Below are 3,160 nucleotides of genomic sequence, written 5' to 3' on the forward strand. Positions count from 1 at the left end.
ACTAAGCCGTAAAACAAACCAAACCAGAGAAAAAATTCTGCCGAATCTGCGTGAACCAAAATTAACATAACGCTTAAATATATTGTGGGAGACGCACTGCGGTGCGCCTCTACAGACGTGGCGTGATAACTGTTGTGTTTAAATTCTACTAAAGGATAATAACCAGAGAAAAAATTCTGCCGAATCTGCGTGAACCAAAATTAACGTAACGCTTAAATATATTGAGGGAGACGCACTGCGGTGCGTCTCTACAGGTGAGGCGTACGAATTATTGTGTTTAGATTCTGCAAAGGATAATAACCAGAGAAAAAAATCTGCTGAATCTGCAAAATCTGCGTGAACCAAAAATTAACGTAATGCCGAAATATATTATGGTAGACGCACTGCGGTACGTCTCTACAGACATGATGTAATCAATTTTTGATGTAATCCCAGAATTCTAAAAATCTAAATTAGTAAGTTTGTATTCCAGTAAAAGCTGACTATGAAAAACAAACTCGATCTAAGAACGGTAAACGTAACGCGATATATAAGTCCGTTGCGCGAAGGCGGTTCGTTACCCGCTTTAGCCGAAGCAGATGACGATTTTAAATACGTCCTAAAATTTAAAGGAGCAGGACATGGTGTAAAAGCCCTAATTGCCGAATTAATAGGAGGTGAAATTGCCAATGTTTTAAAACTTCAAATCCCTGAATTAGTATTTGCTAATCTCGACGAAGCTTTTGGCAGAAGCGAAGGCGATGAAGAAATTCAGGATTTACTACAAGGAAGCCAAGGACTCAATTTGGCTTTGCATTTTTTATCGGGAGCAATTACTTTCGATCCAGTTGTAACAGTGGTTGATCCTAAACTAGCGTCGCAAATTGTATGGCTAGATGCTTTTATTACCAATGTCGACCGTACGTTTAGGAATACCAATATGCTTATTTGGCACAAAGAACTGTGGCTAATAGATCACGGAGCATGTTTGTATTTTCATCATTCATGGAACAATTGGGAGCAACATGCAAAAAGTCCTTTTGCGTTAATAAAAGACCACGTATTGTTGCCACAAGCATCACTTATAAAAGAAGTCGATTCAGAATATAAAGGAGTTTTAACTCCTGAATTATTACAGGAAATTGTAGGGCTTATTCCAGACGAATGGCTCAATTGGGAAGATACCGATGAAACGCCTGAAGCATTGCGAAATGTATATTTGCAATTTTTGCAAACACGATTAAACCATTCTGAAATTTTTGTAAAAGAAGCCGAAAATGCAAGATAACCACTTATATGAATATGCCGTAATTCGTGTTGTGCCAAGAGTAGAACGTGAAGAATTCCTAAATATAGGTATCATATTATTTTGTAAAAGAGCCAAATTTATAAAAGTATTGTATCATATAAATGATACGAGAATTCAAGCACTTTCAGCCGATTTTGATATCGAACAATTACATTGCAATTTAACCTCGCTAGAAAAAATAGCCAATGGAGCCAAAGACGGCGGACCAATTGGACAAATGGAAATACCGGAACGTTTTCGTTGGTTAACGGCGATTCGTAGTTCGGCAATTCAAACCTCAAGACCGCATCCGGGTTTATGTCAGGATTTAGATAAAACAATTCAAAGATTGTTTGAGGAGTTAGTTCTCTAAATTTAAGGGACAAAGGTGCAGAGGTGCAGAGGTTCAAAGGTTGAAAAGGCAAATAAACCTATAGCTTTTTCTTTGCGACTTAGCGCCTTTACGAGAAAAACTTTTGCGTTCTTTGTGTATCCCGAAGCTTCGGGATTGCGAACTTTGCGGTTAAATCCTTAGTTTATATAAAAAAAATAAAACCATATAAGTCATATAAGAAAATCTAAATGCTCTTACATAACTTATATGGTTTAAAAAATAATTCAGTTTTTAATTAAAAAGAACCACAAGTATTACCTGTAAATGTAGCACCAGCTCCAGCAGTAACATCCGCTTTAACCGCAGATGCAGCAAGAGTCACAATAGAATATGGTGGCGTAAAAGCAGTATTACTTCCTGCAGTATTTCCAGTTGTACTTGTAAAAATATTCCCAACAGCAGTTACAGCTGTATAGCCAGTCATTAAGTCAATAGGAGTTTTTACACCTTCGAATACGTTGTTTTCTACACGAATATTAGCTTCAAAACCAGCTGCAACACATTTATTGCTAACCGTACTATTAAAGTAGCTATTTATGATATGCACTTGACCAAAACGAACTCTTGGCATTCTTTCCTTACATCCTGGAGCCCACCAACAACGAGCAAAAGTAATTTTCAAATTTCCACGGTCAGCCGTAGCGCCATCGCTAGAACCAATTAAGTTAGAATATCTATGATCGTCAGATCCTCCAGAGCCACCAGCTTTAGGAGGTTTTAAGTACCCAAATTTTGTGTAAGAAACAGTAACGTAATTCGACTTGTTTTTTATATCAAGATTGCCATCTACACCATCTCTAAACTCACAATGATCTACCCAAACATTTCGACAGTCATCTATAATAGCATTATCCCAACCATCAGTATCATAAGCACCAGGACCTTCAAAAATTAAATTTCTGACAATAATATTGGTACATCTTTTAATATTGATAATACCAGAATTTGCCTGAGTTTGATCTGTAGAGACCAATTTTGCTCCGCTAGCGCCATAAATTGTTTTGCCAGATTGATCCTGAAATGATAACCTTGTTGTAATTGTAATAGTACCAGTAATCTTTACCACTTTTACAGCACTGTTTTCAATAGCGGCTTTTAGTTGTGCGTAGGTAGTTACAACAGTTTCTGCTGCACTTCCGCCTCCTGTAGTACCTCCGTTTTGAGATGCCCATCCAGGAACCTCAGCACAATTACCCACCTTGGCAGTCAGATTTTGACCTGTTGATAAAGCTGTACTTGCATTGCTATCATCATTTTGTGTAGCAGTAATTTCTTCGTTGTTGCAACTTGCAAAGCCGAAAATCAGAGTTAATAATAACGCTGATAATGTAGATTTAATCTTCATAATAGATATTTTGGGGTTAATTAATACGTCAAAAGTCTTTATAAAATATTTTAAAAAAATTGAACTAGTTCTATCTTTTTTATTAATTTAGTAATCGATTACATTTATTTTTTATTATCTATAAATATATTGTAAATTAAATAGTTATAATGTT

General features: G+C 36.3%; 3 protein-coding genes. 2 read left to right on the top strand and 1 reads right to left on the bottom strand.

Translation table 11 applies throughout. The features are described from left to right. Window positions 1–484: 484 nt before the first annotated feature. Complete coding sequence (locus B8T70_RS23230) at window positions 485–1,267, top strand: HipA family kinase (protein ID WP_086896407.1); 783 nt, start codon at window positions 485–487, stop codon at window positions 1,265–1,267. Beyond that, complete coding sequence (locus tag B8T70_RS23235; RefSeq protein ID WP_086896408.1) at window positions 1,257–1,640, top strand: DUF3037 domain-containing protein; 384 nt, start codon at window positions 1,257–1,259, stop codon at window positions 1,638–1,640. The genes B8T70_RS23230 and B8T70_RS23235 overlap by 11 nt, the downstream gene beginning before the upstream one ends. 256 nt (window positions 1,641–1,896) lie before the next feature. Here B8T70_RS23235 and B8T70_RS23240 read toward each other — a convergent pair whose 3' ends face one another. Next, complete coding sequence (locus B8T70_RS23240; protein ID WP_086896409.1) at window positions 1,897–3,006, bottom strand: polysaccharide lyase family 1 protein; 1,110 nt, start codon at window positions 3,004–3,006, stop codon at window positions 1,897–1,899. Window positions 3,007–3,160 lie beyond the last annotated feature (154 nt).

It is taken from the genome of Flavobacterium sp. AJR (assembly GCF_002156885.1).
Taxonomy (GTDB): domain Bacteria; phylum Bacteroidota; class Bacteroidia; order Flavobacteriales; family Flavobacteriaceae; genus Flavobacterium.